The 22,136-nt window shown below is 68.6% G+C and carries 22 protein-coding genes; 12 read left to right on the top strand and 10 right to left on the bottom strand.

Going from position 1 to position 22,136, the window contains the following annotated elements:
* Nucleotides 1-185: 185 nt before the first annotated feature.
* The 4 genes from AC0IYU_RS33670 to AC0IYU_RS33655 all read left to right on the top strand — a co-directional run bounded on the left by AC0IYU_RS33670 (nt 186) and on the right by AC0IYU_RS33655 (nt 4,065).
* A complete protein-coding gene (locus tag AC0IYU_RS33670) occupies nt 186-1,082 on the top strand; it encodes a TauD/TfdA dioxygenase family protein (RefSeq protein ID WP_472126413.1) in 897 nt (298 codons plus the stop codon).
* A 26-nt stretch (nt 1,083-1,108) separates the two neighbouring features.
* A complete protein-coding gene (locus tag AC0IYU_RS33665) occupies nt 1,109-2,131 on the top strand; it encodes an ABC transporter substrate-binding protein (RefSeq protein WP_435482606.1) in 1,023 nt (340 codons plus the stop codon).
* Nucleotides 2,132-2,190: 59 nt separating this feature from the next.
* On the top strand, nt 2,191-3,063 hold the full coding sequence (locus AC0IYU_RS33660; protein WP_472126410.1) for an ABC transporter ATP-binding protein: 873 nt from the start codon (nt 2,191-2,193) through the stop codon (nt 3,061-3,063).
* A gap of 132 nt (nt 3,064-3,195) precedes the next feature.
* Nucleotides 3,196-4,065 carry an ABC transporter permease gene (locus AC0IYU_RS33655; protein WP_472126408.1) on the top strand — a complete coding sequence of 290 codons (870 nt, stop codon included), beginning with the start codon at nt 3,196-3,198 and terminating at the stop codon, nt 4,063-4,065.
* Between the two features lie 132 nt (nt 4,066-4,197).
* On the opposite strand, the gene AC0IYU_RS33650 is transcribed toward AC0IYU_RS33655, so the two are convergent.
* Entirely contained in the window at nt 4,198-4,485 is a 288-nt protein-coding gene (locus AC0IYU_RS33650) for a DUF5329 family protein (RefSeq protein ID WP_472126405.1), read from the bottom strand.
* Nucleotides 4,486-4,618: 133 nt separating this feature from the next.
* On the opposite strand from AC0IYU_RS33650, the gene hisN reads away from it, so the two are divergent.
* The 5 genes from hisN to AC0IYU_RS33625 are packed head-to-tail and all read left to right on the top strand — an operon-like array spanning nt 4,619 to nt 8,553.
* Complete coding sequence (hisN, locus tag AC0IYU_RS33645; protein ID WP_472126402.1) at nt 4,619-5,413, top strand: histidinol-phosphatase; 795 nt, start codon at nt 4,619-4,621, stop codon at nt 5,411-5,413.
* Nucleotides 5,414-5,423: 10 nt separating this feature from the next.
* A complete protein-coding gene (locus AC0IYU_RS33640) occupies nt 5,424-5,618 on the top strand; it encodes a DUF2905 domain-containing protein (protein WP_435441313.1) in 195 nt (64 codons plus the stop codon).
* 17 nt (nt 5,619-5,635) lie between these two features.
* A complete protein-coding gene (locus AC0IYU_RS33635) occupies nt 5,636-6,562 on the top strand; it encodes an ROK family protein (RefSeq protein ID WP_472126399.1) in 927 nt (308 codons plus the stop codon).
* 39 nt (nt 6,563-6,601) lie between these two features.
* Entirely contained in the window at nt 6,602-8,110 is a 1,509-nt protein-coding gene (locus tag AC0IYU_RS33630) for a tetratricopeptide repeat protein (protein WP_472126396.1), read from the top strand.
* Nucleotides 8,107-8,553, top strand: a complete 447-nt coding sequence (locus tag AC0IYU_RS33625; RefSeq protein WP_472126393.1) for a DUF1877 family protein — start codon at nt 8,107-8,109, stop codon at nt 8,551-8,553. Before AC0IYU_RS33630 ends, AC0IYU_RS33625 begins: the two co-directional genes overlap by 4 nt.
* A gap of 3 nt (nt 8,554-8,556) precedes the next feature.
* Here AC0IYU_RS33625 and AC0IYU_RS33620 read toward each other — a convergent pair whose 3' ends face one another.
* Nucleotides 8,557-10,002 (bottom strand): aminotransferase-like domain-containing protein, encoded by a 1,446-nt coding sequence (locus AC0IYU_RS33620; RefSeq protein WP_472126390.1) that lies wholly within the window; start codon nt 10,000-10,002, stop codon nt 8,557-8,559.
* 171 nt (nt 10,003-10,173) lie between these two features.
* On the opposite strand from AC0IYU_RS33620, the gene AC0IYU_RS33615 reads away from it, so the two are divergent.
* Entirely contained in the window at nt 10,174-10,512 is a 339-nt protein-coding gene (locus tag AC0IYU_RS33615; RefSeq protein ID WP_472126387.1) for a hypothetical protein, read from the top strand.
* Nucleotides 10,513-10,552: 40 nt separating this feature from the next.
* Here AC0IYU_RS33615 and otsA read toward each other — a convergent pair whose 3' ends face one another.
* The 4 genes from otsA to AC0IYU_RS33595 form a co-directional block, all read right to left on the bottom strand.
* Nucleotides 10,553-11,938 (bottom strand): alpha,alpha-trehalose-phosphate synthase (UDP-forming), encoded by a 1,386-nt coding sequence (gene otsA, locus AC0IYU_RS33610; RefSeq protein WP_472126383.1) that lies wholly within the window; start codon nt 11,936-11,938, stop codon nt 10,553-10,555.
* Complete coding sequence (locus AC0IYU_RS33605; protein ID WP_472126380.1) at nt 11,935-13,824, bottom strand: glycoside hydrolase family 15 protein; 1,890 nt, start codon at nt 13,822-13,824, stop codon at nt 11,935-11,937. The genes otsA and AC0IYU_RS33605 overlap by 4 nt, the downstream gene beginning before the upstream one ends.
* Nucleotides 13,821-14,666, bottom strand: a complete 846-nt coding sequence (otsB, locus tag AC0IYU_RS33600; protein ID WP_472126377.1) for a trehalose-phosphatase — start codon at nt 14,664-14,666, stop codon at nt 13,821-13,823. Before otsB ends, AC0IYU_RS33605 begins: the two co-directional genes overlap by 4 nt.
* Before the next feature lie 206 nt (nt 14,667-14,872).
* Entirely contained in the window at nt 14,873-16,054 is a 1,182-nt protein-coding gene (locus AC0IYU_RS33595) for a multifunctional CCA addition/repair protein (protein ID WP_472126374.1), read from the bottom strand.
* A 165-nt stretch (nt 16,055-16,219) separates the two neighbouring features.
* On the opposite strand from AC0IYU_RS33595, the gene AC0IYU_RS33590 reads away from it, so the two are divergent.
* Nucleotides 16,220-16,945, top strand: a complete 726-nt coding sequence (locus AC0IYU_RS33590) for an OmpW/AlkL family protein (protein WP_472126371.1) — start codon at nt 16,220-16,222, stop codon at nt 16,943-16,945.
* A gap of 28 nt (nt 16,946-16,973) precedes the next feature.
* Here the strand turns inward: AC0IYU_RS33590 and AC0IYU_RS33585 are convergent, their stop codons facing one another.
* From AC0IYU_RS33585 to AC0IYU_RS33575, 3 genes are all read right to left on the bottom strand, one after another.
* The gene (locus AC0IYU_RS33585) at nt 16,974-17,657 is read right to left on the bottom strand and encodes a glutathione S-transferase family protein (RefSeq protein ID WP_472126368.1); all 684 of its coding nucleotides are present in this window, start codon (nt 17,655-17,657) and stop codon (nt 16,974-16,976) included.
* Between the two features lie 104 nt (nt 17,658-17,761).
* Nucleotides 17,762-18,358, bottom strand: coding sequence for an MgtC/SapB family protein (locus AC0IYU_RS33580; protein WP_472126365.1), 597 nt, complete (start codon nt 18,356-18,358; stop codon nt 17,762-17,764).
* Between the two features lie 75 nt (nt 18,359-18,433).
* Nucleotides 18,434-20,476, bottom strand: a complete 2,043-nt coding sequence (locus tag AC0IYU_RS33575; RefSeq protein ID WP_472126362.1) for a lytic transglycosylase domain-containing protein — start codon at nt 20,474-20,476, stop codon at nt 18,434-18,436.
* Between the two features lie 9 nt (nt 20,477-20,485).
* On the opposite strand from AC0IYU_RS33575, the gene AC0IYU_RS33570 reads away from it, so the two are divergent.
* Nucleotides 20,486-21,103: a 5-formyltetrahydrofolate cyclo-ligase gene (locus tag AC0IYU_RS33570; RefSeq protein WP_472126359.1), complete on the top strand. Its 618-nt coding sequence runs from the start codon at nt 20,486-20,488 to the stop codon at nt 21,101-21,103.
* A 31-nt stretch (nt 21,104-21,134) separates the two neighbouring features.
* Here AC0IYU_RS33570 and AC0IYU_RS33565 read toward each other — a convergent pair whose 3' ends face one another.
* Nucleotides 21,135-22,118: a LysR substrate-binding domain-containing protein gene (locus tag AC0IYU_RS33565; RefSeq protein WP_472126356.1), complete on the bottom strand. Its 984-nt coding sequence runs from the start codon at nt 22,116-22,118 to the stop codon at nt 21,135-21,137.
* Nucleotides 22,119-22,136: the final 18 nt, after the last annotated feature.

The raw sequence follows: 22,136 nt of genomic DNA, 5'->3' as shown, positions 1-22,136 counted from the left end.
GGGGTCGCCTTTCTTTGCTTACTTTCTTTGGCGAAGCAAAGAAAGTAAGTCGCCCGCCGGGGCGAGACCCGGCCCCGGAACCCAATAGGAACCCAACAGAACCCCAACAAAGCCAAAGAACAAAGTCATAAGCTACCAACAAAGAGTTCGTTGGCTATCCCCCCACCGACCCCTACATTCCCGGCATGACAGCCGTTCTTTCCCAAGCGCCAGAGGCCAAGGCCGCACCGCAGCACTTCGAAGTGCGCCCCTTCGCCGCCCCCGTAGGCGCCGAAATCATCGGCCTCGACATCGCCAGGCCGATCAACGCCGAAGACTTCCAGCGCATCCACAAGGCGCACCTCGACCACCACGTGCTGGTGTTCCGCGACCAGCAGGTCAGCCCGCAAGCCCACATCGATTTCAGCCGCCGCTTCGGCCCGCTCGAAATCCACGTGCTGCACCAGTTCCAGCTGAAGAACCATCCCGAGATCCTCATCGTCTCCAACATCAAGGAGAACGGCGAGCCCATCGGCCTGGGCGACGCGGGTGTCTACTGGCACTCCGACATCTCGTACAAGCCCAAGCCCAGCCTCGGCTCGCTGCTGCATGCGCAGGAGCTGCCCAGCGAAGGCGGTGACACGCTCTTCGCCGACCAGCACCTCGCCTGGGAAGCGCTGAGCCCCGAGTTGCAGCAGCGCGTGCTGCCTCTGAAGGCCGAGCACAGCTACCTCGCCAAGTACGAGGAGCTGCGTTCGAAGAACCCCTGGCGCCCCAAGCTGTCGCAGGCGCAGATCGACCAGGTCGCGCCCGCCGTGCAGCCCGTGGTGCGCACGCACCCCGAAACAGGCCGCAAGGCGCTGTTCGTCAGCGAGCATTTCACGACGCGCATCGTCGGCCTGCCGCAGGACGAAAGCGACGCGCTGCTGGCCGAGCTGTTCGCCCACAGCGTCAAGCCCGAGTTCGTCTACCGCCACACCTGGGCGCCGCACGACCTGGTGTTCTGGGACAACCGCTCGCTGATGCACCTGGCGGCCGGCACGCCCGACCACCTGCGCCGCCGCCTGAACCGCACCACCATCGTCGGCGACACGCCTTTCTGATTCCTGATTCCAACGGACCGATTTCAATGAACCGCTTCACCCGCAAAGCCGCCGCTCTGGTCACCGGCCTCGGCCTCCTGGCCGGCAGCCTTTCCTTTTCGGCTTCTGCGCACGCCGAAGGCCAGATCCGCATCGCCGAGCAGTTCGGCATCGTCTACCTGCTGCTCAACGTGGCGCAGGAGCAGAAGCTCATCGAGAAGCACGCCAAGGCCGCGGGCGTCGACGCCAAGGTCGAGTGGGTCAAGCTCTCGGGCGGCTCGGCGGTGAACGACGCGCTGCTGTCCGGCAACATCGAGATCGCGGGCGCCGGCGTGGGCCCGCTGCTCACGCTGTGGGACCGCACCAAGGGCAAGCAGAACGTGAAGGGCGTGGCCTCGCTGGGCAATTTTCCGTACTACCTGGTAAGCAACAACCCGAACGTGAAGACCATTGCCGACTTCACCGAGAAGGACCGCATCGCACTGCCCGCCGTGGGCGTGTCGGTGCAGTCGCGCGTGCTGCAGTTCGCCTCGGCCAAGCTGTGGGGCGACAAGGAATTCAACCGCCTCGACAAGATCAGCGTGGCGCTGCCGCACCCCGACGCGGCCGCGGCCATCATCAAGGGCGGCACCGAGATCACGGGCCACTTCGGCAACCCGCCGTTCCAGGAGCAGGAGCTCGCGGGCAATCCGAACGCGCACATCGTGCTCAATTCGTACCAGGTGCTCGGCGGGCCGTCGTCTGCCACGGTGCTTTACGCCACCGAGAAATTCCGCAACGAGAACCCCAAGACCTACAAGGCCTTCGTCGATGCGCTCGACGAAGCGGCCAAGTTCGTCACGGCCAACCCCGAGAAGGCGGCCGATATCTACCTGAAGGTGAGCAACGCCAAACTCGACCGCGAGCTGCTGCTGAAGATCATCAAGAACCCCGAGGTGCAGTTCAAGACCACGCCGCAGAACACCTACCCGCTGGCGGAGTTCATGCACCGCGTGGGCGCGATCAAGAACAAGCCGGCTTCGGTGAAGGATTACTTCTTCGACGATGCGCAGAACACGTCGGGGAACTGATGGGCACGGCGAAGGTGCGGTCCGGGTTTGACTCCTTCCCCCTCTGGGGGAAGGTTGGGATGGGGGCGGGCAGAGCGGTGACGAAGCAAGCGCCGTCTGCCCCCACCCCTGCCCTCCCCCGGGAGGGGAGGGAGCAAGACCAGGGGCAAGACACCGCGCCGCTGCTGCAAGTCGACGCCGTCAGCCTCGAATACCGCACCCCCGAGCGCGTCGTGCGCGCCACGCACCGCGTGAGCTTCGACGTGCATGCGGCCGACCGCTTCGTGCTGCTGGGCCCCTCGGGTTGCGGCAAGTCCACGCTGCTGAAGGCCGTGGCGGGCTTCATTCCGCCGGTCGAAGGCGAGATCCGCCTCGACGGCCGGCGCGTCACGCAGCCCGGCCCCGACCGCATCGTGGTGTTCCAGGAGTTCGACCAGTTGCCGCCTTGGAAGACGGTCAAGCAGAACGTCATGTTCCCGCTGCTGGCGTCGCGCACGCTGGGCAAGAAGGAAGCGGCCGAACGCGCGCTGCACTACCTCGACAAGGTCGGCCTGGCCAAGTTCGCCGACGTGCATCCGCACCAGCTCTCGGGCGGCATGAAGCAGCGCGTGGCGATTGCGCGCGCGCTCGCGATGCAGCCGCGCGTGCTGCTGATGGACGAGCCCTTCGCCGCGCTCGACGCGCTCACGCGCCGCAAGATGCAGCAGGAGCTGCTCGAGCTGTGGGACGAGGTGCGCTTCACGCTGTTGTTCGTCACCCACTCGATCGAAGAGGCGCTGGTGGTGGGCAACCGCATCGCGCTGCTGTCGCCGCACCCGGGGCGCATGCGCGCGGAAATCAACAGCCACGGCTTCTCGCTGGCGAGCCTGGGCGGCGCCGAGTTCCAGGGCACGGCGCAGCGCATCCACGACATGTTGTTCGAGGAAGAACACGAGGCGGTGGCCGCGCCATGACCCTTTCTTTCTCCCTCCCCTTCCGGGGGAGGGCCGGGGTGGGGGCACGCGGCTTATCCATTGCCGTCGGCTCATCCACTGCCGCTTGCCCCCAACCCAGCCTTCCCCTGGAAGGGGAAGGAGCCATACCCCATGAGCACTCTCACGCCTCCCATCCGTCCTGAATACGAGCGCACGCTCGAGCCCTTCACCGAGCTGCCCGTCGAGCGCTCGCTCCCGCTGGGCACGCGCATCTGGTCGCAGGCGTGGCTGCGCAAGGGCCTGATCCTCGTCGTCATCGCCGTGCTGTGGGAACTGGCGGCGCGCTGGCAGGACAACGACCTGTTGCTGCCGACCTTCACCGCCACGGCCCGCGCGCTGTTCGAAGGGCTGGCCAGCGGCGAGCTGATCGAGAAGGTGCGCATCTCGCTGGCCGTGCTGCTGCAGGGCTACATCGCCGGCGTGCTGCTGGCCTTTGCGCTCACCACGCTGGCGGTGTCCACGCAGATCGGGCGCGACCTGCTGGACACGCTCACCTCCATGTTCAACCCGCTGCCGGCCATCGCGCTGCTGCCGCTGGCGCTGCTGTGGTTCGGGCTGGGCCGGGGCAGCCTGGTGTTCGTGCTGATCCATTCGGTGCTGTGGCCGCTGGCGCTCAACACCTATGCGGGCTTCCAGGGCGTGCCGGAGACGCTGCGCATGGCGGGGCGCAACTACGGGCTCAAGGGCCTGCGCTACGTGCTGCAGATCCTGGTGCCGGCCGCGCTGCCGTCGATTCTTTCGGGTTTGAAGATCGGCTGGGCCTTCGCGTGGCGCACGCTGATCGCGGCCGAGCTGGTGTTCGGGGCGTCCTCGGGCAAGGGCGGGCTGGGCTGGTACATCTTCCAGAACCGCAACGAGCTCTACACCGACCGCGTGTTCGCGGGCCTGGCGATGGTGGTGCTGATCGGCCTGCTGGTCGAGAGCCTGGGCTTCAAGACGCTGGAGCGGCTCACGGTGCGGCGCTGGGGCCAGCAGCGCTAACAGCGACAACGGGGCGAGGAGGCCTCAGCTGTTCGACGGCTTCTGCGCGCCCTGGCGCAGCGCGCGCAACTCGGCGTTGAGGAACTCGTTGGCGTCGCGCACGGCGCCGTCGTTCAGCTTCACCTTGTAGGCCTATCCCGTCATCTCCGAGCGCGAAGCGCAACGTGTGATGAAGTCCTCGGCCGTGACCAGTTCCTTTTTGAAGTAGTCGTACTTCGCCTGCATGTGCTTGGCGGCGTCGACGGCCTTGTATTCGCTGCCGTTGCGCAGGAAGACCATCGACGACATCTTCGCGACGCGCTGGATCAGCGTGTCGATCAGCCGGTCCTCGGTGGCCGAAGGGGTGGCGTGGGCCAGCAGGGCCGATGCGCCGAGCACGACGGTCAGCAGCGCGGCGCGCAAGGGTTTGAAGTGAGCCATGGTTCGTGTTTGCTGGCAATTTCCGGGCCATGCTAGGCCCCCTGGCCTGGCCCTGTCAAACCCGGCCTGTTCGTGTCGAATCCGGCCCGGCTCGGGTCTAATCGCAGGTTTTGGCACGCGTTCTCCTCTCTCCATGAGCTCTTCCACTCTCGCCACTCCCTCGATCTCCGACCTTTCCTCGATCGCCCAGGCCCTGGCCGATGCCGCCGCCGCGCAGTCGATGCGCCATTTCCGCACGCCGCTGGACATCATCACCAAGGCCGACGAAAGCCCCGTCACGCTGGCCGACCGCGCCGCCGAGACGGCCATGCGCGAGATACTCGGCGCCCGGGTGCCGGCCGACGGCATCTACGGCGAAGAGCACGGCCCCGAGCGGCTCGAGGCCGAACGCGTCTGGGTGCTCGACCCGATCGACGGCACGCGCAGCTTCATCACCGGCTCGCCGCTGTGGGGCACGCTCATCGGCGTGCTGCAGGGCGGTCGGGTGGTGCTGGGCATGGTCGACATGCCGGTGCTCAAGGAGCGCTGGATCGGCCAGGCGGGCCAGGGCGCCACGCGCGACGGCCAGCCCGTTCGCGTGAGCGGCTGCACCGAAGTGGCCAAGGCGCGCATCGTCACCACCTCGCCCGACATCTTTGCGCCCGCCGACTGGCAGGCCTTCGACCGGCTGAGCCGCCAGTGCGCCATGCGCCGCTTCGGCGGCGACTGCTACGGCTATGCCCAGCTGGCGGGCGGCACCATCGACCTGGTGGTCGAGACCGGCCTGCAACCCTACGACTACCTGGGCCCGGCCGGGCTGATCGAGGCGGCCGGCGGCGTCATCACCGACTGGCAGGGCCAGCCGCTGGGCCTGAAGTCCGACGGGCGGGTCATTGCGGCCGCAACGCACGAACTTCACCGACAAGCGATGGCGGTGCTCTCGGCCTAGACTGTTGCTCATGTTCCGCTGGCTGATCGTCGTTGTCCTTGCCCTGGTGCTCATGAGCGGCCTGACCGCCTGGCTGCGCCGCTTCGGCTTCGGGCGGCTGCCCGGCGATTTCGAGTTCCGCGCCTTCGGCCGCGAATGGCAGCTGCCGATCGCCAGCACGGTGTTGCTGAGCATGATCGCGGCGCTGGTCGCACGCCTTTTGTAGAAAAGAAAAAACCCGCAATGAGAGCCTGCGTAGACATCGGTGGCACCAAGGTGGCCGTCAGCCTTTCCGCTTCCAGCGACACGCCGCTCGTCGGCCGGCGCAGCGAGCCCACGGCCAAGACCGGCGACAACGACGCCGTGGCGGTGCAGATCCTGCGGATGATCGACGAGGTCTGTGCCGAGCAGGGCGTCGACGCGGCCAGCATCGACCGCGTGGGCGTGTCGTCGACCGGGCCGTTCGAGTTGCGCGACGGCATGGTGGAGTTGGCCACACCCAATATTTGCGGGGGTATCGCAGGCCCCTCGCGCGGCTTGCCCAATTCATGGATGACTGCCGTCATCGAGGCGCCGTTGGCACGGCGCTTCGGCAGAGTGCGTGTCGAGAACGACGCAGTTGCCGCGCTCGAGGCGGAGCGCCACTGGGGTGCGCTGAAGGGCTTCGACAACTGCGCATACGCCACCTGGAGCACCGGCGTGGGCGTGGGCCTGTGCGTTGACGGGCGGGCCTTGCGCGGCAAGAACGGCAACGCGGGCCATGCCGGCCACAGTTTCGTTGTCGACGACGCCAGCGGTGCGCTGTGCGGTTGCGGTAACCACGGCGATGTGGAAGCGCTGGTGGGAGGCAATTCCATCGGCCACCGCTTCGGCCAGTCCGCGGCCGATCTTTTCACGGCCGCGGCTGCAGGCGAACCCAAGGCGCTCGAAACCGCCGAGGCCCTGTGCCGCGTACTCGGCCGGATGCTCTACAACATGGTCATCACCCTCGACCTGGAGCGCATCAGCCTTGGGGGCAGCGTGTTCTGGCACCACCGCGATTTCGTGCTGCCGCGCCTCCAATCGCACATCGACGGCAAGCTGCTGCCGCTCACGCGTGGCGTGCAACTGGTGCCTGCCGGCTTGGGCGACAAGGTCGGCGACTACGCCGCACTGGCGCTGCTCGACTGAGCGGGCCGGCCACTCCACGAAGCAAAGATACGGCGCACCATGAACGCGTCGCCCCGCCGCCCCGGTTTCGCCTACCTGCTGCTGGTCGCGGGCGGCTGGCTCGGCGCGCACCGCTTCTACCTCGGCAGCCATGCGGGCGGCGCGGCGCAACTGGCGCTGCTGCTGTTCGGGCTCAGCGGCTACCCGGGGGCCAGGCTCGGCCTGGCGGTGCTGCTGGCGTGGCTGCTGTTCGACATCTACTGGGTGCACCGTCGCACCCGCCGGGTTCGCCCCCCGAGCGCGCCACGCGCCAGCGGCGCCGACGCCCCGAAGTACGACCCCGCGGGCCTGGCCGAGGCCAACAGGCTGCAGGCGCAATTCTTCGCGGCCGCCGAGGCGCATGACTGGGCCGCCGCCGTGAGCATCGGCGAGCAGATCGTCGCCACCGCGCGCCGTGTCTTCAAGGGGCCGCACCCCAACCTGGCGATGTCGTTGTGCATGCTCGGCCAGGCCTGCTACCAGCTCAAGGCGCTCGACAAGGCCAGGCCCGCGCTCCAGGAAAGCCTGGCCATCGGCCTGAAGATCGGCATGCCGGCGGAAGACATGGACATCACCCGCAAGGCGCTGTCCCTCACGCTGGCCGGCATCGGCGAGCGCAGCGCACGCGGCGCCGCGTCCGACCGGGACGCCGCGCTGCTGAACCTGCTCGAGGACCGCGAAATGCGCTGCCACGCCGCGCTGGCCCAGGGCGACATGCCGCGCGCCGAGCGCTTCGGCGCCGAGGCCGTGGCCGCCGCCCGCGACCTGTGCGGCGGTCCGGGCAAGGCCGTGGTGCGCCAGCTCGCCGGGTATGCGGAGGTGTGCCGCCGGCTGCAGTGGAACGACAAGGCCGAGGCCTCGGCCCACGAGGCCCTGGCCATGGCCGGGCAGCTCGGACTGGACGACGGCTGGCAGCGTGGCCCGACCAACACGCTGGCGCTGCTGCATGCCGCGGCCGGCCGGGCCGAAGAGGCGGAGGCGCTCTACAAGAAGACCATTGCCATGGCCGTCGCCGAAGCCAGGGGCGGCTCCAGCGACAGCGTGCTGCGCGCCTTCAACAACCTGGCGTTCCTGTACGCGGAGTCGGGCCAGAACGAGAAGGCCGAACTCTGCTATGGCCGCGCGCTGGTGCACCTGGACAAGCTGGACCAGGGGGAGGGCGACGCAGGCAGCGAGGGCGACGCCGAACTGCACTCGCACATGCTGAACAACTTCGGCGGACTGCTGATGGCGCGCCGCGAATTCGACCGTGCGCGGCCGCTGTACGAGCGCTCGCTGGCCATCCAGCAACGCAGCTGCCGTGGCATTTCGACCGCCGCGGCCAACGCCCACAACGACCTGGGCCTGATCGCGCAGGACGAGGGCGACCTGCGCCAGGCGCTGGCGCACTTCAAGCGCACGCTGCTGCTCAACCAGATCTGCGCGCCCGACCACTTCAAGAACATCGACAGCGCGCAGCGCAGCATCGACAGCGTGAGCATGGTGCTGGCCACCGTCGCGCGTGCCGCGCGCATGGAGCCCAGCACATGAGCATCGGCGCGGCCTTCTACGCGCTGGACCGCTACCGCCTGCGCGCGCTGGTGATCGATCCGTCGACGGTGTCGGGCTTCGTGAATTCACCGGTCGCGCAAGGCGGCCCGCACCAGCGCCAGACGGTCGAGCAGGCCTGGGACGTGGTGCGCACGCTGCTGCCCGAGGCAGTGGACGGCGAGACGCTGGACGGCACCGAGGGCCTCGGCTGCATCTACCTCACGGCGGCGCACGTCGAGCGCGCGGCGGCACGGCTCGCACCGTGCGACGTGCAGGCGCTCGTGGGCCGCTTCACCGCGGAGCCGGCGAAATTCGCCGAGCTGTATTGGGCCAAGGTGTGGCAAGACGGTGCGAAGGAACTCACGGGGTTCCTGGAAGGCGTGAAGCGCTTCTTCGCGGGCGCGGCCGAGCGGCGCGATGCCGTCGTCTTCTACATCGCCTAGGGGCTAGGCCATTGGCCGCACGGCCGCCACGATCTCGCCCAGCCGCTGCAAGCCCGCATCGACGGCCTTCGAGTAGGGCCAGCCGCAGTTCAGGCGCAGGTAGTTGTCGAAGCGCCCCGAGTTGGAAAACTGCGCGCCTGGCGCCACCAGCATGTGCTCGCGCAGCGCGGCCTCGAACACCTTCACCGACGAGCGCTGCCCGGGCAGTTCCACCCACAGCTGCAGCCCGCCCCGGGGCAGGTTCAGCCGCGTGCCCGGCGGAAAGTACCTGGCGATGGCGTCGGCGGTCTGGTCGCGCTGCACGTGCAGCCGCTCGCGCAGCCGGCGCAGGTGGCGGTCGTAGCCGCCGCTGGCGATGAACTCGCCCGCGGCAATCTGCGCCAGCGCCTCGTTGTTGCGCGTTTGCGCGTACTTGAGCATCTCCACCTGCGCATGCCAGCGTCCGGCCGTGATCCAGCCCAGCCGCAGCCCGGGCGCCAGCACCTTGTGCAGCGAGGCGCAATAGATCACGTTGCCCGTGCGGTCCCACGACTTCAGGGCGCGCAGCGGCGTGTCGGCTTCCACCAGGTCGCTGTAGGTGTCGTCCTCGACCAGCGCGATGCCGTGGCTTTCGCACAGGTGCACCAGGCGCTGCTTGTGGGCGTCGGGCATCACGCTGCCGATGGGGTTCTGCAGGTGCGGCACCACCACCACGGCCTTGATGTCGTCGTAGGTGTGGATGGCCAGGTCGAGCGCTTCGAGCGACATGCCGGTCTGCGGGCTGGTCGGAATTTCCAGCGCGCGCAAGCCCAGGCTTTCGAGCACCTGCAGCAGCCCGTAGAAGGTGGGTGACTCCAAGGCCACGGTGTCGCCGGGCTTGGCGACGGCGCGCAGCGCGAGGTTCAGCGCCTCGATGCAGCCGTTGGTGACCAGCACCTCGTCGGGCGCCACCGTCATGCCGATGCGCAGGTTGCGTTGCGCCAGGGCTTCGCGGAACTGCTCGTGGCCGCGTTGCGACGAGGAGGTGGTCAGCAGTTCGGGCCGCTGGCGCAGCGCGCGGGTCATCGAGTTGCGCAGCGCCTCCGCGGGGTAGAGCTCGGGGGCGGCGCGGGCAATGGCGAAGTTGAGCTTCACGCCCGCGTGGCGCCCGCGCGCCATGAAGTTGGCCATGCGCGTGCGCATGCTGACGAGCTGCGCCGGGTCGGGCGGCACGTCGGCCAGCGGTTCTTCCATGGGCGCGATGTTCATGCGCTGCGGCCGGCGCACGAAGTAGCCCGAGCGGTCCCGCGCCTCGACCCAGCCGTCGCTTTCCATGGCGCGGCAGACCTGCAGCGCGGTCGACAGGCTGATGTCGTGCAGCCGCATCAGGGTGCGCAGGGAGGGCAGCTTGTCGCCCTGCTTGAGCGAGCCGGTGTGGATCGCGTCCACGTAGTGCGCGGAGAGCTGGCGGTAGAGCGGTAGCGAGTCCATGGGTCGATGTTCCCCGCATCGGGCATCCGAAAACAGATGCAGTTGGTCGGGAAAAATACCATAACAGATGCCTTTGCAGGCCGGCTGTTCCGGTCGCAATAGCCATGGTGTGTGCCTGTTTTTCAGGCGACAGGATTCCTACGATGAAGCCTCATTCATCCGAGGTTCGCCATGATCACCACCCTCTCCCAAGCGCCCGATTCCATCGTTCTCGAGCCCGGCCAGTCCCTGCGCACCTCGGTCGAGGCCGGCGCCTGGCTCCAGCTGGCGGAGGGTCGTGCCCGCGTGGTGTCGCCGCCGGGCTGGCTCGGCGAGACGGTGTTCATGACCGAAACACTGCTCGATGAAGGCGATGTGCATCGGCTGCCGCACGGCGGCTGGATCGAGGTATGCGCGCTGACACCGGTGCATTTGCGGTTGCATGCGCCGCTGGCCGCGCCTTCGAGGGCCGTAGCGACCAGCGAGGCGCGGCCGGTGATGCGTTTCGTGCGCCTGCTCACCGGGTGGTGAGCGCGCCCCGGACGACAGCGCGCGCTCGGCCGGAAGAAACTCAGCGCTCGCTGGCGGCCTCGCGCAGCGCATCCAGGAAGCTGCGGCGCCACCAATGGATGTCCTGCTCGCGAATGCGCGACAGCAGTTTCTGGTGCCGCTCGCGCCGTTCTTCCAGCGGCATGTGCAGCGCCTGCTGCACCGTCTCGGCCGTGCCGTGCGTGTCGTACGGGTTCACGAGCAGCGCTTCTTTCAGCTGCTCCGCCGCACCGGCAAAGCGTGACAGCACCAGCACGCCCGGGTCCGCCGGGTCTTGCGCGGCGATGTATTCCTTGGCCACCAGGTTCATGCCGTCGCGCAGCGGCGTCACCAGCCCCACGGCCGCCGCGCGGCACAGCCCCGGCACCCGCTTGCGAGCGACCATGCGGTGGATGTAGCGCACCGGCATCCAGTCGAGCTCGCCGTAGTCGCCGTTGATGGCGCCGCACAGCGACTCCAGCTCGCGCCGGATGTCGCCGTACGCATCGACCGTCTCGCGCGTGGGCGAGGCGATCTGGATCAGCGTGGCGCTGCGCCGGTTCTCGGGGTAGTTCGCGAGCAACTCACGGAACGCGCGCACGCGCTGCGGGATGCCCTTGGAGTAGTCGAGCCGGTCGATGCCCAGCAGGAGGCGCCGGCTCGAATACTCGCGCTTCATGGTCTCGTACATGTCGCGCGCTTCCTTGGCATGGGTGAGCGCCGAGAACTCGTCCACGTCGATGCCGATCGGGAAGGCGCTGCAGCGCACCGTCTGCCCGTACGCGCGGTACATGTCGTTGCCCAGGTACTCGCCGTGCGCCTCGTTGCGCACGTAGTGCTCGAAGTGCTGCACGTCCTGCTGGGCCTGGAAGCCGATCAGGTCGTAGGCGAACAGCGAGCGCATCAGCCACTCGTGCTGCGGAATGGCCGCGATGATGATCTGCGGCGGCAGCGGAATGTGCAGGAAGAAGCCGATGCGCTGCTTGCAGCCCATGGCACGCAGCTCGGCCGCCAGCGGCATCAGGTGGTAGTCGTGGATCCAGATGATGTCGTCGTCCTTCAGCATCGGCATCAGCTTGCGCGCGAACAGCTGGTTCACGCGCCGGTAGCCGCCGATGAAGCCGGCCTCGAAATGCGCCAGGTCCAGGCGGTTGTGGAACACCGGCCACAGCACGTCGTTGCTGTAGCCCAGGTAGTAGCTGTCGTGGTCCTCGCGGCTCAGGTCGATGGTGGCCAGCGTGACCTTGCCGGCCTGGTGCTTGTGCAGCTCGCCTTCGCCGGTCGGGCCACCCTCGACGATCTGGCCGCTCCAGCCGAACCACAGTCCGCCGCTTTGCTGCAGGCTTTCACCCAGCGCCACGGCCAGGCCGCCGGCCGCGGGCTTGCGCGGGTCGGCCACGCGGTTGGAAATGACGACAAGGCGGCTCATATGCACGAATCCCAGGGAGCGGACAGGCGCACGGCCGCGTTGATGATGCCGACCATCGAATAGGTCTGCGGAAAGTTGCCCCACATCTCGCCCGTGACCGGGTGCGTGTCTTCCGACAGCAGCCCCAGCGGGTTGCGCGCCGCGAGCATGGTCTCGAAGATCTGGCGCGCCTCGGCCTTGCGGCCGATCTTGGCAAGCGCGTCGATGCGCCAGAAGGTGCAGATGTTGAAGGCGGTCTCGGGCTTGCCGAAATCGTCTGCGGCCTCGTAGCGGCGCATGTAGGGGCCGTCGCACAGCGACTTTTCCATGGCGTCGACGGTGGAGATGAACCGCGGGTCGCGCGCGTCGATCAGGCCCACCTCGACCATCAGCAGGATGCTCGCGTCCAGCTCGTGCCCGCCGAAGCTCTCTGCAAAGGCCTGGCGCTCCTCGCACCACGACTTCTCGAGAATTTCTTCCTTCATGCGCGCTGCGTGGCCGCTCCAGTAGGCGGCGCGATCGGGCAGCGCCAGCGCATGCGCGATCTTGGCGAGCCGGTCGCAGGCGGCCCAGCTCATCAGCGCCGAACTGGTGTGCACGCGGGCGCGCGTGCGCAGCTCCCACATGCCGGCGTCGGGCGTGCCGTACACGCGCACCGCCTGCTCGCCCACCGCTTCCAGGTGCGGAAACTCCGCCACGCCCGCGCGGCTGAGCAGCCGGTGGTCGTGGAAGGCCTGCGCCGCGCCGAGCACGATGTTGCCGTACACGTCGTGCTGGAAGTGTTCCTGCGCCTGGTTGCCCACGCGCACCGGGCCCATGCCGCGGTAGCCCGGCAGCCCTTCGACGAAGGACTCGGGCAGCTCGCGCTCCAGGCCAATGCCGTACAGCGGCTGGATGTGCTCGCCATGCGAGCCGATCACCACGTTGCCGAGCCAGCGCAGGTAGTCTTCCATGGTGCCCACTTCGCTCAGCGAATTGAGCGCGCGCACCACGAAGAAGGCGTCGCGCAGCCAGCAGTAGCGGTAGTCCCAGTTGCGCTGGCTGCCCGGCGCCTCCGGAATGCTGGTGGTCATGGCCGCGACGATGGCCCCGGTGTCCTCGTACAGCGAGAGCTTCAGCGTGATGGCCGCGCGGATCACCGCTTCCTGGTACTCGAAGGGAATCGCCAGGCGCTTGGTCCAGGTGCGCCAGTAGGCGATGGTTTCCTGCTCGAACTTGCGCGCCGTGTCGGCGATGCCGTCGCTCAGCGTCTCGTCCACGCCGAACATGAAGTTGTACTCGCGCGAGATCACGAAGGGCTGGCGCGAGAGGATGTGCGAAATGGATGCGTCGGTGTTCAGCCGCAGCGTGACGTCGGGCCCGACGTAGCGGATGTGGTTGCTGCCGCGCGTCACCTCCAGCGGCGCCGTGGCCCCCCACTGGAAGCGCGGGTCCAGCGACACGCGGATGCGCGGCGCGCCGGCAATGGGGCGCACGCGGCGCACCATCATCAGCGGGCGGAAGTAGCGCGAGCGGCTGTAGAAGCGCGGCGCGAAGTCGGTGATCTCGATGCCCTGGCCCGCGCTGTCGAACAGCTGCGTGCGCAGCACGGCGGTGTTCGGCTCGTACCACTGCTTCGCTTCTGCGAAGTCCTCGATCTCGATGGCCCAGGCGCCGGCTTCTTCACCGGGGTGCAGCAGGGCGTTGAAGATCGGGTCGCCGTCGAAGCGGGGCAGGCAGCACCACACGGCGCGCCCGCGCCCGTCGATGAGCGCGCTGTAGGCGCAGTTGCCGATCACGCCGACATTGAGTGAGGGCTCGGCAGGCGGCGCGAAGCCGCGCGTGCGGGCGGCGGCGGCTTCGTCGTGGAGCAGTGCGTCGACCGTTGCGTGCTCCGGCGCGGCCGTCGCGAGTTGTTCTTCGCTCATTCGGGGCTCCTCGGTGATTCTGTGGGCGCTGGGGGTGCTGTGGGCGCTGTGGGCGGTACTGGCTCTGCCTCCGCTGCCTTGGGTGTCTTCGGCCCTGCCAGCTGGTCGCGCGCCTGCACCAACCATTCGTACACGGCGCGCGGCGACTCGAGGCGGTGCAGCGCCAGGCTCGGCCCGGAACCCACCTTCACGGCGATGCCGCCGCGTGGCTGCACCACGGCAAAGCCGCTTTCGTCGGTGGTGTCGTCGCCCAGGAAGACCGGCGTGCGGCCGGCGAACGGCGCCTCGGTCATGAAGGCGTCGATGGCGATGCCCTTGTTGATGCCCGCGGGCTTGATCTCGAACACGAACTTGCCGTGCATCAGTTCGAACTGCGGGTCGTTGGCGATGGCGCGCGACATCGCGTCGCGGCACACCGCCTCCAGCTGCGGTGCGAGCCGGTAGTGCAGCGCGATGGCGGCGTGCTTGCGCTCCACCAGCAGGCCTTCGTGCACCCGCGCGAGCTCGTTGGCCACTTCGAGGATGGGCACGAGGTCGGGCGCGCGTTGCTCCTGCGTGTGGCCCTTGGCATCGCGGCGCTGCACGCCATGCTCGCCGGCGGCGGGCAGGCGCAGCGGCGCAAGGAAGCGGTCGATGGAATCGATCTGGCGGCCCGACACCACGGCGAGCGCGCCGCCGAGCTGGTCGCTCAGGTCACTGAGAAGGGAGACGAGGGCAGGGGGAATCTCGATGGCTTCGGGCGTGGGCGCAAGCCCGACGAGCGTTCCGTCGAAGTCGAGAAAGAGGGCTGCATCACGGCCCAACGGAGGAGGCAACTGCAAGTTGCTGGAGGACTTTGGCATTGGGGAAAAACCATAACACGCGTCGTCGGCGGCGCATGTCGGTCAAAACCGGAAGCTGCGCTTGGGCGGGTATGGATGGCTCCCTCCCCTTCCGGGGGAGGGTTGGGGTGGGGCACGGCGGCGCTGGCATGAACGCGGCGCCTGATCGAAGGCCTGCCCCCATCCCAGCCTTCCCCCGGCAGGGGAAGGAGCAAAGCCCGACAGCCTCAGGCCAGCGACGCGGCCACGGCTTCCACGCGCGCCCGGTGAATCGCCTCGCCGATCTTCGGCCCGGTGGCGCCGGCCTGCTGGGCCGCGCGCGCCACCACGTCGGTGGGTACGGCTGCAGCCGTTGCCAGCACGGCCAACAGCCGAGGGCGCTGCGTGTATGCGCTGAGTGCGGTGGGTGCTGCACCGAGCCGGCCGTGCGCATCGCACTCGCAGGCCAGCAGCACCTCGGCGAAGCGCGCGGGCTTGCGGAACGCGTCGCAGCGCTCCAGCAGGCGCACCAGCCCCGTGGCGTCGAGCGCGTCGCTGCCGTGGATGTGCGCCTGCTCCCGCGCCACCACCTCGGCCAGCTCGCGGATCTCCACCGGCACCCGCCAGCGGTCGCACACCGCATGCAGCGCAGCGATGCCGGGCCCGGCGCCCCGGCCCAGGTCGTTCACCAGGCAGGCGAAGCGCACCGCCAGCGAGCCCCGCAGCCGCGCGCCGGTGTCCACCACCGCCATCAGGTGCCCGCCGGTGTCGATCTCCGGCAGCAGCACGGCCAGCGCGCCGCAGTCTCGCAGCACCTCGAGCATGCGCGAGGGTCGTGCTTCCATCAGCCCGCGCGACAGCTCCTGCCACACGCGTTCCGGCACCAGTGCGTCGACCTCGCCGGCCACCACCATGTCGTGCATCAGCGCCATCGTCTCGGGCGCAACGGTGAAGTCGTCGAAGCGGGCGGCGAAACGCGCCACGCGCAGGATGCGCACCGGGTCTTCGCGGAAGGCATCGGTCACATGGCGAAGCACCTTGTCGCGCAGGTCGCGCTGGCCGTGGAAGGGGTCGGCCAGCGTGTCGGGCGTGGGCTCGAAGAGGCCGTCGGCACTCACCAGCTCGGCTGGCAGCGCAATGGCGTTGACGGTCAGGTCGCGCCGGGCCAGGTCTTGTTCAAGCGTGACGTCCGGCGCGGCATGCACGGTGAAGCCGCGGTAGCCCGGCGCGCTCTTGCGCTCGGTGCGGGCCAGCGCGTATTCCTCGCGCGTGCGCGGGTGCAGGAACACCGGAAAGTCGCGGCCCACGGGCAGGTAGCCGCGGGCCGTCATTTCTTCGGGCGTGGCGCCCACCACCAGCCAGTCGTGGTCGGACACCGGGCGCCCCAGCAAGCGGTCGCGCAGTGCGCCGCCGACGAGAAAAATCTTCATCGGCGCAGTGTAGGGATACTCCTCAGCCGTAAAAAAGAACGGTCGTTCGATAATCTTCGGCGCAGACCGGGCAATCGTTCGTGAAAACGGCGGTTTTCAGCGGCAGTCACAGGCCGAGGCTCGCATCCGCAGGGGGATCTTTCAACCAAAGGAGCAATTCACATCATGAAGAAAACAATGCTTGCACTGTCGGCTCTGGGCGCGCTGGTGTCCGGAAGCGCCATGGCGCAACAGGCCGGTGACTGGGTCGTGGGTGCCGGCTGGTTTCATCTGTCGCCGCAGGACTCGAGCAAGCCGCTGACAGTGACCGCACCGATTCCGGCCGTGCTGCCCGGCTCGGGCGCCAGCGTGAGCGACTCGGACACGCTGGGCCTGAGCGCCATGTATTTCCTGGACAGCCACTGGGCGGTGGAAGGCGTGTTCGGCGTGCCGCCGAAGTTCAAGCTCAACGGCACCGGCACGCTCGACCGCGTCGGCCAGCTCGGCGAAGCGCGCCAGTGGAGCCCGACCATTCTGGGCAAGTACTACTTCAACGAGGGCACGTCGGCCTTTCGTCCGTTCGTGGGCGTGGGCGCCACCTATGTCTGGTACAGCGACGTCAAGCTGACCTCGAGCCTGCAGGGCGCGCTGGCCAGCCAGTTCCGCCAGTCGCCGTTCGCGGTGAACACCACGGCCAAGCTCGACAGCTCGTTCGCCCCCGTGATCAACGTGGGCGCGGCCTACCAGTTCGACAAGCACTGGGGCGTCTCGTTCTCGGTGTCGTACATCCCGCTGAAGACCAAGGCCAAGCTGACGACCACCTCCATCACCGGCCTGCCCGTGGCCAACAGCGAAGCCAGCCTGAAGCTCAACCCGATCGTCACCTACGTGTCGGCGACCTACAGGTTCTGACGCTGCGCCTCGCGCCTCCTCGGAGACCTTACCGCCCCGTGCGGTAAGGCTCTTCGAACTGCAGGAAATCCTTTTCCGCCAGTGCGTCGTCGATCCAGGCCTTCACGCCCGGCAGCGCCTGCACGCGCTCGATGTAAGCCGAGAGCTGCGGCGGCACCGGCAGTCCGTAGGTCTTGATGCGCGTGCCGATGGGCGCGAAGTAGGCGTCGGCAATGCTGAAGGCGCCGAACAGCATCGGACCGCCGTGTGCGTCGAGCAGGCCGCTCCACATCTGCACGATGCGCGCGAGGTCGCTGGCGACTTCGGGCTGTTCCTTCAGCAACCGGGCGCCCACCTCGGGCAGCGAGGCCTCGATGTTCATGCCGCAATGGCCGCGCAGGCCGCCGAAGCCCGAATGCATTTCGGCGCAGACGCTGCGCGCGCGTGCCCGGTCGGCCGCCGCGGCGGGCCAGAGCTGCTTGCCGGGGAAGGTCTCGGCCAGGTATTCGGCAATGGCCAGCGTGTCCCACACGACGAGGTCGCCGTCGACCAGCAACGGCACCTTGGCCACCGGGTTGAGGGGCGCGATGACGCTCTTGAACGTCGAATCGGCCTCGAAGGAATCGAAGCGCACCATCACCTCCTCGAAGTCGATGCCGGCCTGCTTCATCAGCACCCAGGGGCGCATCGACCACGACGAGTAATTCTTGTTGCCGATGTAGAGCTTGCGCATGAGAGGGGCCTCCGGTCCGTTGCGGGTGAAACAAAGCCTTCGATGCTAGCCGGGCGCCGCGGCGGCATTGATGCCCAACGCAGCGCGAATTGATGCGCCCGCGCTCAGCGGCGGGGTGCGTCGTCCGGCGAGGCGATGACCCGGGCCGTCGACCGGGCCTCGTCCTCGTTCCGGTTGCCGTTGCCATTGCCGTTGCCGTTGCCGTTGCCGTTGCCGGATGCACGTTCGAGCAGGCCCACGAGGCGCGGCACCAGCGACAGCACCGCCAGTGCCAGCAGCGCGCTGAGCACGGCCGTGGCCTCGCGGCCCAGCCCGCAGGCCATGCCGATGGCGGCCGTCATCCACAGCCCCGCCGCGGTGGTCAGGCCCTGCACATGCGATTCGTCCTTGCCCTGCTTGAGGATCGTGCCTGCGCACAGGAAGCCCACGCCCGCCACCAGCCCCTGGATCACGCGGCTCATGTCGGCCGGCACGATGCCGGTCTGCTGCGGAATCAGCACGAACATCGCCGAGCCGATGGCCACCAGCATGTGCGTGCGCACGCCGGCCGCCTTGCCCTGCTGCTCGCGCTCGAAGCCGAGCACGAAGCCCAGCACCGCGGCCAGCGTCAGGCGCAGGATGATGCGCGTGAGCTGTGCCACGTCGGTCACGTCCGAGAACTCGGACGCGATGGTGTCCAGCACTTCGTCGCGCCAGCTCATCGGCGTGCCTTGGTGCTTCGCACCGCGGTGCGAGCTTGCTCGGGGCGGCCCGGCGCGGCGCTCATGCGGCGGACCTCAGGGCAGGTCCTTGTTCGGTTCCGGCTCGGCCGCATCGCGCGGCCCCACGCGGCCCAGGCGCTCCTTCAGCGACTGCGGCCGGCCGCTGATGATGGCGGCGTAGTTGGTGGTGTTGGCCAGCACCTTCTTCACGTAGTCGCGCGTCTCGTTGAAGGGCACGTTCTCGGCCCAGATGGCGGCCTCGACGACCGGGCCGTTGCGCCAGCTGCGCGGGCGGCCGGGGCCGGCGTTGTAGGCGGCGGCGGCCAGCGCCATCGAACCGTCGAAGTCGTCGAGCGCCAGCTTCAGGTAGTTGGTGCCGATGGTGATGTTGGTCTCGCGGTCGTTGATCTGGCCGGGCGTGAAGTCGGCCAGGCCGATCTTGCGGGCCGTCCAGCGCGCGGTGGCGGGCATGACCTGCATCAGGCCCGAGGCGCCGACGCCGGAGCGCGCGTCCATGATGAAGCGGCTTTCCTGGCGGATCAGGCCGTACACGTAGGCCGGGTCCAGGCCGATGTCCTGCGCCTTGCGCAGCACCGTGTCGTGGAACGGCATGGGGAAGCGCTGCTCGACGTCGACCACGCCCTTGGTGCGCTCGCTGGTGTTGATGCAGCGGTCCCACACCTCGCGCTGGCAGGCGAAGTCGGCCGCTGCCAGCAGGGCGCGGTCGTCCATGCCGCCCTTGTCGTGCAGGTTGGTGGCGTAGTTCCATTCGCGCGTGCCTTCGGAGCGCAGGCCGATGGCAATGGCGTAGAGGCCGCGCGCCAGCGCCGGGTTGGCGCGCGCGGCGGCTTTTTCCTCGGGCGTGAGCGGCGCGGGGCGGGTGGCGGCCACGGTGCGCTGGCCCAGTTCTTCGAGCGCCAGCATCTCGTAGAAGCCGCGCGAGCCGGCAATGCTCTGGTAGAGCTCGCGCGCTTGGGCGCGGCGCTCTTCGCTGCGCTCGGTGGCGAGCGCGCGGGCCTTCCAGTAGACCCAGGTGGGGTCGAGCTGGGCGGTGTCGCTCATGGCGTTGATGGCCGGTGCCACCTCTTTCCACTGGCCGGCGCGCAGGGCGGCGCGCACGCGCCAGCCGAGCATGTCGTCGGACAGGTCGCTGTTCCTGGTGACGTTGGCGAAGTAGGTGCCGGCCTGCGGCCAGAGCTTCAGCGCGGCGGCGCGGCCGATGGTGCCCCAGAGCCAGTTGCGCTCTTCGGCCGAGAGCATCGGGCCCCACTTGCTGTCGAGCTGCGCGGCGGCCTGCTCGGGGTCGGCAATGGCGACCTTGACGAGCGCCAGCACCACCAGCTCCTTGCGCGACTTGGCGGCCACGAAGGCGCGGCCGGTCAGGAACTTGGCCGAGCTGGCGTTCATTTCCTCGAACAGCGGCAACGCGTCTGGCGCGGCGATGGCGACGGCGCCGCGCGCGGCCTGCGGGCGGTTGGCCTCGATCGCCAGGCGCGCCTTCTTCCAGACGTCGTTGGGGGCCAGCAGGCGGGCCGCGAACATGCGGTCGGCGGCGGTGAGGCAGCCGTCGTCGGCGTCCTTCTGGCTGAGCCAGTCGCGGCGCACCTCGTCGGCCTGGGCCTGGGTGGCCGTGCCGGTGCGCAGCGTGTCGGCCAGCACCGCGTAGCAGCGCACCTGCGGGTCGTCCCCCATGCGAAAGCCGGCCACGGCGGCGGAGAAGTTGTCCCAGTCGCGGCGCTGGCCCGTGAGCAGCAGCCAGTCGTTGCGCAGGCGGTCTTCCTGGTAGGTGCCGGGGTAGCGCGCGAAGAAGTCCTGCACTTCGTTGGGAGCGGCTTCCTGCAGCCGCGCCTTGAGTTCCCAGTAGGCGGCCCAAGGTTCGAGGGCATGGCCGCGTGCTTGCGGCAGCAGGCCCGTCAGGCGGGCCTTGTCGCCGCGCTGGAAGGCCTGCTTCATCTGGACGAGCACGTCGTCGTTGGTGTTGTTCTGTGCGGCGGCGGGTTGCTGTGAAAGCAACGCGGCGAAGGCCAGGACGGCGGAAAAAACCAGTGCGGGTGCTGCGCTGCGCTGGTGGACGCGGTGGCTGGTGCGCTGGGGTGCCAAAATGCTTGGGAACTGCATCGGGGGATTATGGACAAGTCAAAGGATGCCGACACCTCGGCGACGGCGAGTTTTCTGAAGGATCAACTGCGCAAGGCATTGATCGAACAACGCCTGGCGATGCCGGACCGGCTGACACGCGCGGACCTGCTGCAACGCGTGATGCGGATCTGGCTGGTCGGGCGGCCCGACACCGTGATCGGCGCCTACTGGCCGATCAAGGGAGAGTTCGATCCGCTGCCTGCGTTGCATCGTTGGAAGGAGGACGGCGAGCTCATGGAAGAAACCCAGCGCCGCCGCATCGGACTGCCGGTGATCAACAAAGTTCACAAGACGCTGACCTTCCATGCCTGGTACCCGGGCTGCCAGATGGAAGAAGACGCCTACGGCATTCCCAAGCCCAAGGACACCGAGCTCATCGTGCCGACATTGTTGTTCGTGCCCTGCGTGGGCTACAGCGCGGGCGGCTACCGGCTGGGCTACGGTGGCGGCTTCTACGACCGCACGCTGGCCGCCCTGGAGCCGCGGCCGTTCACAGTGGGGCTCGGGTTCACCCACGGCTTCCTGGAAGACTTCGAGCCCGAGGCGCACGACCTCCCGCTGGACGCCATCCTCAACGACAACGGCGTGGTCTGGCCGATGAGCTGAGCTGAGGTGATGCGGCCCTGCGGCGGGCCGGTCAGTCGATGTCGTCGACCGTGTCCGGGTCCGGCACCTCGCCGATGGTCTCGCGGGTGGTGGAGGCCTGCAGTTGCAGCCAGTCCCAGAAGGCCCGGATCTCGGGACGCAGCGCGTTGCGCGGCCCGGCGATGAGCCAGTAGGCCATCGGCGAATCCATGCGGTGCTGCGGCAGCACTTCCACCAGGTCGCCGTTGGCCAGGCTCTCGGCAATCAGCGAGCTGCGCGCCAGCGTGATGCCCTGGCCGGTCAGCGCGGCCTGCACCATCTGATAGGCGTAGTTGAAATAGAGCCAGCGCTTGGGCTGTGCGCGCTCCAGCCCGTTCACCTCGAACCAGCGCCGCCAGGTCAGCCATTCCAGGTGGGTGCGGTGGGCGTCGCCGGCCTCGATCAGCGTGAAGCGGGTGATGTCGGCGGGCGTCCTGATGGGCGGGTTGCTCTTCAGCAGCCAGGGGCTGGCCACCGGCGTCAGCGTTTCGCCGAACAGGCGCACGGCGGTGGGCGGCATGGTCTCGCGCGGGCCGTAGCGCAGGGCGATGTCCACGTCGGCCACTTCGAGGTCGACCGCCACGTCGCTGGCGTCGATGCGGATGTCGATCTCGGGGTTGTCGCGCTGGAAGGCCTCCAGCCGCGGAATGAGCCACATCGAGGCGAACGACGCAAAGGTGGTCAGCGACACGCTCTGGCGTCCCGCGCTCTGGCGGATCTGGCGCACGGCCGTGTCGATGCGCGGCAGCGACTGCTGCACCGCCAGCAGCAGCAGCGCGCCGGCGCTGGTGAGCTCCACGGCCCGCGTGTGGCGCAGGAACAGCCCCACGCCCACCTCTTCCTCGAGCGACTGGATCTGGCGGCTCACGGCCGACTGGGTCAGGGCCATTTCCTCGGCGGCGGCGCGGAAGTTCAGGTGCCGGGCCACCGCTTCGAAGGCGCGCAGGTGCCCGGCCGAGATCGGGCGGGAGCGCAGATGGGTTTGCGAATGTTGCATGGGTGTGACTTGGGTGGG

This window comes from Variovorax sp. AC103 (assembly GCF_979254005.1).
The sequence above is the reverse complement of the archived record's forward strand: the minus strand, read 5'-3'. Positions and strand labels throughout refer to the sequence as shown.